This is a genomic window from Streptomyces sp. NPDC127119 (assembly GCF_042677425.1).
Taxonomy (GTDB): Bacteria; Actinomycetota; Actinomycetes; order Streptomycetales; family Streptomycetaceae; genus Streptomyces.
The window spans coordinates 158373-164807 of the sequence record NZ_JBHXTO010000005.1 but is presented as its reverse complement, the minus strand read 5'-3'; the positions used below and the strand labels follow the sequence as shown (position 1 = coordinate 164807).

At 68.1% G+C, this 6435-nt stretch carries 6 protein-coding genes; all 6 read right to left on the bottom strand.

What is annotated here, in order from left to right; all coding sequences use genetic code 11:
• Positions 1-276 precede the first annotated feature (276 nt).
• Positions 277-1929 (bottom strand): glucose-6-phosphate isomerase, encoded by a 1653-nt coding sequence (pgi, locus tag ACFVH5_RS04570; protein WP_385831994.1) that lies wholly within the window; start codon positions 1927-1929, stop codon positions 277-279.
• Positions 1930-2231: 302 nt separating this feature from the next.
• Positions 2232-2567, bottom strand: a complete 336-nt coding sequence (locus ACFVH5_RS04565) for an RNA polymerase-binding protein RbpA (RefSeq protein ID WP_003957010.1) — start codon at positions 2565-2567, stop codon at positions 2232-2234.
• Between the two features lie 236 nt (positions 2568-2803).
• Positions 2804-3034 carry a preprotein translocase subunit SecG gene (secG, locus tag ACFVH5_RS04560; protein ID WP_384809574.1) on the bottom strand — a complete coding sequence of 77 codons (231 nt, stop codon included), beginning with the start codon at positions 3032-3034 and terminating at the stop codon, positions 2804-2806.
• A 160-nt stretch (positions 3035-3194) separates the two neighbouring features.
• Positions 3195-3971: a triose-phosphate isomerase gene (tpiA, locus tag ACFVH5_RS04555; RefSeq protein WP_267025780.1), complete on the bottom strand. Its 777-nt coding sequence runs from the start codon at positions 3969-3971 to the stop codon at positions 3195-3197.
• A 6-nt stretch (positions 3972-3977) separates the two neighbouring features.
• The gene (locus ACFVH5_RS04550) at positions 3978-5189 is read right to left on the bottom strand and encodes a phosphoglycerate kinase (RefSeq protein WP_385831992.1); all 1212 of its coding nucleotides are present in this window, start codon (positions 5187-5189) and stop codon (positions 3978-3980) included.
• Between the two features lie 130 nt (positions 5190-5319).
• Positions 5320-6330: a type I glyceraldehyde-3-phosphate dehydrogenase gene (gap, locus tag ACFVH5_RS04545; RefSeq protein WP_328497057.1), complete on the bottom strand. Its 1011-nt coding sequence runs from the start codon at positions 6328-6330 to the stop codon at positions 5320-5322.
• Positions 6331-6435: the final 105 nt, after the last annotated feature.

Below are 6435 nucleotides of genomic sequence, written 5' to 3'. Positions count from 1 at the left end.
GAACGGCCCCCACCGGACCCGCAGCCGAAAGAGCAGGCCGGGGCGCAGCCCCGCCTTCAAGGGGCGCGGGGAACTGCGCGAACGGCCCCCACCGGACCCGCAGCCGAAAGAGCAGGCCGGGGCGCAGCCCCGCCTTCAAGGGGCGCGGGGAACTGCGCGAACGGCCCCCACCGGACCCGCAGCCGAAAGAGCAGGCCGGGGCGCAGCCCCGCCTTCAAGGGGCGCGGGGAACTGCGCGAACGGCCCCCACCGGCCCGCAGGTGAGGCACCGACCCGTTAACGCCCGCGCAGCGACCGGTACAGGCTCACCAGCGCCGTCGTGGACCCGTCCAGACCAGGCACCTCAGCCCCCTCCGTGAGCGCCGGCTCAACCCGCTTCGCGAGCACCTTGCCCAGCTCGACCCCCCACTGGTCGAAGGAGTCGATGTTCCACACAGCCCCCTGTACGAACACCTTGTGCTCGTACAGCGCGATCAGCTGACCAAGAACCGACGGCGTCAAGGAACGCGCGAGGATCGTCGTCGTCGGATGATTCCCCGCGAACGACTTGTGCGCCACCAACTCCTCGGCCACTCCCTCCGCCCGCACCTCCTCGGGCGTCTTGCCGAAGGCCAACGCCTGCGTCTGCGCGAAGAAGTTGGCCATCAGCAGATCGTGCTGCGCCTTGAGCCCGTCGCTCAGCTCGGCGACCGGCTCGGCGAAGCCGATGAAGTCGGCCGGGATGACCTTCGTACCCTGGTGGATGAGCTGGTAGTAGGCGTGCTGGCCGTTCGTCCCCGGCGTGCCCCACACCACCGGCCCCGTCTGCCACTCGACCGGATTCCCGTCACGGTCGACGGACTTGCCGTTGGACTCCATGTCCAGCTGCTGCAGGTACGCCGTGAACTTGGACAGGTAGTGCGAGTACGGCAGCACCGCATGCGACTGCGCGTCGAAGAAGTTGCCGTACCAGACGCCCAACAGGCCGAGCAACAGCGGCACGTTGGACTCGGCGGGCGCGGTGCGGAAGTGCTCGTCGACGAGGTGGAACCCGTCGAGCAGCTCCCGGAACCGGTCCGGACCGATCGCGATCATCAGCGAAAGGCCGATCGCGGAGTCGAACGAGTACCGCCCGCCGACCCAGTCCCAGAACTCGAACATGTTGGCCGTGTCGATCCCGAAGTCCGCGACCTTCTCCGCGTTCGTCGACAGCGCCACGAAGTGCTTGGCGACGGCTTCCTGACCGGCTTTCAGCTCGGTCAGCAGCCAGTCGCGCGCCGAGGTCGCGTTGGTGATCGTCTCGATCGTGGTGAAGGTCTTCGAGGCGATGACGAACAGCGTCTCGGCCGGGTCGAGGTCCCGCACGGCCTCGTGCAGGTCGGCCCCGTCGACGTTCGACACGAACCGGACCGTCAGATCCCGGTCGGTGAAGGACCGCAGCACCTCGTACGCCATCGCCGGGCCCAGGTCGGAGCCGCCGATGCCGATGTTGACCACGTTCTTGATGCGCCTGCCGGTGTGTCCGGTCCACTCGCCCGAGCGGATGCGCTCGGCGAAGCCGGACATCTTGTCGAGGACCGAGTGCACGGCCGGTACGACGTTCTCGCCGTCGACCTCCACGACCGCGTCGCGCGGGGCGCGCAGCGCGGTGTGCAGGACCGCCCGGTCCTCGGTGACGTTGATCTTCTCGCCGCCGAACATCGCGTCCCGCAGGCCGAAGACGTCCGTCGCCGCGGCCAGTTCACGCAGCAGCCGCAGCGTCTCGTCGGTGACCAGGTGCTTGGAGTAGTCGACGTGCAGGTCGCCCACCTGGAGCGTGTATGCGGCGCCGCGTCCCGGGTTCCGCTCGAACAGCTCGCGCAGGTGCGCCCCGGCGAGTTCGTCCCGGTGCTCCGCCAGTGCGGTCCACTCGGGCGTCTGGTTGAGCCTGGTACGGCTTTCTGCGTTCATCTCGGACTTCCGCCTCTTTCCTGCCAGTGCTGCGTACCTTGCCCCGCTACCGGTCCCAACCTAATTGATCAGGGTGACGTGGGTTGTCGTCCCGCCGTCGTCCGGCTCAACAACAGATACGTGCGGTTCACCCGCAGGTGTCAGCATGGCGACGGAGAACCCGCACGTCCCAGGGCGTACGAAAAATACGCCGTGGAAAAAGAGCGTCCGGCCCGAGACACGAGCGGCCGGACACCTTTCGGTGTCCGGCCGGCTCGCAACTCCTGAATGTCGCGCCGCTCATGGGATGCCGCGCGTCGCTCCTAGATCTCGCCCCGCAGTTTGGCGAGCGCCTCGGCGAGGATCGCCTCGCCGTCCGCGTCGCTGCGCCGCTCCCGTACGTACGCGAGGTGCGTCTTGTACGGCTCGGTGCGCGGCGGGTCCGGCGGGTTGTCCCGGTCCTGTCCGGCGGGAAAGCCGCAGCGGGGGCAGTCCCAGGTGTCGGGGACCTGCGCGTCGCTGGCGAAGCTGGGCTGCGTCTCGTGCCCGTTGGAGCACCAGAAGGAGATGCGCAGCCGGGGCGCGGACTCGCCACGCTCGGCCTCGCCCATCGGCCCCGCCCCGACCCGGCTTCCTCGGATCGCGTTGCCACTTGCCACGGTCGTAACTCCCTGCGTGATGGTGCCGCGAAGCGAGTCGGCGTGACGCTTCGCTGCGGGCGCCTCAGTCTACGTAAGGCCCAACGCGCGTCCAGTGATAGGAGTTACACCCCCGCGCACAGACGCAAGCCCCATGATAGGCCGCGCCTGCGGGCGCGTACCGGACATGGGGCCTTACGTGCGGAATGTGCTTGCGTAATGTGCGTTCGTGCTGCCGTGCCGATGTGGGCCGGTGGTCAGTTGTTGACCTTCATCAGGATGCCCAGCACCACGATGGAGGCGAACCACAGCAGGCCGACCACGAGGGTGATGCGGTCGAGGTTGCGCTCGGCGACGGAGGAACCGCCGACGGACGACTGCATGCCGCCGCCGAACATGTCGGACAGACCGCCGCCCTTCCCCTTGTGCATCAGCACCAGCAGCATCAGCAACAGGCTGAAGACGATCAGGGCGATCGAGAACCCCATAACCACGGCTGGACCAACTTCCTCGGACTTGGACGGACGACTCTTGGACGGACGACGGGGGCCGGAGCTTCGGGTACGAAGCCGCCCGGCCCCCGCAAGGGTACGACGTAACACCGCTACCGCATACTCGCAGCTCGGCGCTTCACATCCGGAGCGCGGTCTACTGGTCGCGGAACCGGACGATCTTGACGAAGTCGTCGGCGTCCAGCGCCGCGCCACCGACCAGCGCGCCGTCGATGTCGGGCTTCGCCATGATCTCGGCGACGTTGCCGGACTTCACCGAGCCGCCGTACTGGATCCGGACGGCGTCGGCGACTTCCTGCGAGTACAGCTCGGCGAGCTTGCCGCGGATCGCCGCGCAGACCTCCTGGGCGTCGTCGGCGCCGCAGACCTTGCCGGTGCCGATGGCCCAGACGGGCTCGTACGCGATGACGATCGACTCGGCCTGCTCGGCGGGGAGGTCCTTGAGACCGCCCTCGACCTGGCTGAGCGTGTGCGTGACGTGGTTGCCCGCCTCGCGGACGTCCAGTTCCTCGCCGACGCACAGGATCGGGGTGAGGCCGTGCTTGTACGCGGCCTTCACCTTGGCGTTGACGATCTCGTCGGTCTCGGCGTGGTACTGGCGGCGCTCGGAGTGGCCGATCGCCACGTACGTGCACTTGAGCTTGGCCAGCATCGCGCCGGAGATCTCGCCGGTGTAGGCGCCGGAGTCGTGCGCCGAGATGTCCTGGGCGCCGTACTTGATCTTGAGCTTGTCGCCGTCGACCAGGGTCTGTACCGAACGCAGGTCCGTGAAGGGCGGCAGGACCGCGACCTCACAGGCGTCGTAGTCCTTGTCGGCCAGGGCGAAGGCGAGCTTCTGGACATGGGCGATGGCCTCGAGGTGGTTGAGGTTCATCTTCCAGTTGCCCGCCATCAGCGGCGTGCGAGTGGTCATACGGGGTCAGTCCTCCAGTGCGGCGAGACCGGGGAGCGTCTTGCCCTCAAGGTATTCGAGGGAGGCGCCGCCACCGGTGGAGATGTGGCCGAATGCGTTCTCGTCGAAGCCCAGGATGCGGACGGCCGCGGCGGAGTCGCCACCGCCGACGACCGTGAAGGCCTGGGAGTCGAGCAGGGCCTGGGCGACCGCCTTGGTGCCCTCGGCGTAGTCGGGGTGCTCGAAGACGCCCATCGGACCGTTCCAGAACACGGTGGCCGCGTCGGCGAGCTTCGAGGCGTACAGGGCGCCGGTCTCGGGACCGATGTCCAGACCCATCTGATCGGCCGGGATGGCGTCCGCGGCGACGGTGGTGGGGTCGGACGGCGCCTTCGTCTTCAGGTCGGGGAAGCCGGCCGCGACCACGACGTCGACGGGGACGACCAGCTCGACGCCGTTCTTCTCGGCGCGCTCGACGTACTCCTTGACGGTGGGCAGCTGGTCGTCCTGGACCAGAGAGGCACCGATCTCGTACCCCTTGGCCTTGAGGAAGGTGAAGGCCATGCCGCCGCCGATGAGGAGCCGGTCGGCCTTGCCGAGCAGTTCGTCGATGACGGCGAGCTTGTCGGAGACCTTGGAGCCGCCGAGGGCGACCACGTAGGGGCGCTCGACGTCCTCGGTGAGCTTCTTGAGGACGCCGACCTCGGTGGCGATGAGGTGGCCGGCGTAGTGCGGCAGCCGTGCCGGGAGGTCGAAGACCGAGGCGTGCTTGCGGTGCACCGCACCGAAACCGTCGCCTACGTAGACATCGGCCAGGGCCGCCAGCTGGTCCGCGAACTCGCCGCGCTCGGTGTCGTCCTTGGACGTCTCGCCGGCGTTGAAGCGCAGGTTCTCGACGACCGCCACCTGGCCGGGCTGCAGCCCGTTCACGGCGTCGTGGGCGGCCGGTCCGACGGTGTCCTGGGCGAACGCGACGGGCGCGCCGAGGAGCTCGCCGAGCCGCTCGGCGGCGGGCAGCAGCGAGAAGGCGGGGTCCGGGGTGCCCTTGGGGCGGCCCAGGTGCGAGGCGACGACGACCTTGGCGCCGGCCTCGGCGAGCGCCTTGACGGTCGGCAGGACGGCGCGGATGCGGCCGTCGTCGGTGATGAGACCGTCGGCCAGCGGCACGTTCAGGTCGGCGCGCACGAAGACCCGCTTGCCGTCGACCCCTTCGGAGAGAAGTTCGTCGATCGTCTTCATGAGTGGACTCCTAGGGAAGCTCTTGTGTCCGAGAGAGGGCTGATCGCTCAGCACGTGCCACAGGGCCCGGGGTGCGCGGCGGTGCGCTGCCCGGGCCCTGTGCTCACACGAGGTGCCTTGCTTCTTGGACCTAGAGCTGTTCGCCGACGAAGACCGTGAGGTCGACGAGGCGGTTGGAGTAGCCCCACTCGTTGTCGTACCAGCCGAGGATCTTCACCGTGTTGCCCTCCTGGACCATGGTCAGGGAGGAGTCGAAGGTGCAGGAGGCCGGGTCGCCGACGATGTCGGAGGAGACGATCGGGTCCTCGGTGTACGTCAGGAAGCCCTTGAGGTCGCCGTCGTCGGAGGCCTTCTTGAACGCGGCGTTGACCTCGTCCTTGGTGACCTCGCGCTGCAGGGTGACGACCAGGTCGGTCGCGGAGCCGGTCGGGACCGGGACGCGCATCGCGATGCCGTCGAGCTTTCCCTTGAGCTGCGGGAGGACCAGCGCGGTGGCCTTGGCGGCACCCGTGGTGGTCGGGATGATGTTCTCGGCGGCGGCGCGGGCGCGGCGCAGGTCCGAGTGCGGGAAGTCCAGGATCCGCTGGTCGTTCGTGTACGCGTGGACCGTCGTCATCAGACCCTTGACGATGCCGAAGTTCTCGTCGAGGACCTTGGCCATCGGCGCCACACAGTTGGTGGTGCAGGAGGCGTTCGAGATGACGTGGTGGTTGGCCGCGTCGTACTTGTCCTGGTTGACGCCCATCACGATCGTGATGTCCTCGTCCTTGGCCGGAGCCGAGATGAGGACCTTCTTGGCGCCGCCCGCGATGTGCTTCTCGGCGTCGGCCTTCTTGGTGAAGATGCCGGTCGACTCGATGACGATGTCGACGCCGAGGTCGCCCCACGGGATGTCGGCGGGGTTGCGCTCCGACAGCACCTTGATGGTGCGGCCGTCGACGGTGATCGTGTCGGCGGTGTGCGACACCTCGGCCTTGAGGCGGCCCAGAATGGTGTCGTACTTGAGCAGATGAGCGGTGGTCGCGGTGTCACCCAGGTCGTTGACAGCCACGATCTCGATGTCTGCACCCTGCTCCAGCAGCGCGCGGAAGTAGTTACGACCGATGCGGCCAAAGCCGTTGATGCCTACGCGGATCGTCACGAACCGATCTCCTCGTTAGGTACGCCGGCTTAGACGCCGGCGAGTTGTATGGGATGTCCCCGACCGCCTACGACCCTACCTCCCTGAGGCTCCCGGGGTGACATC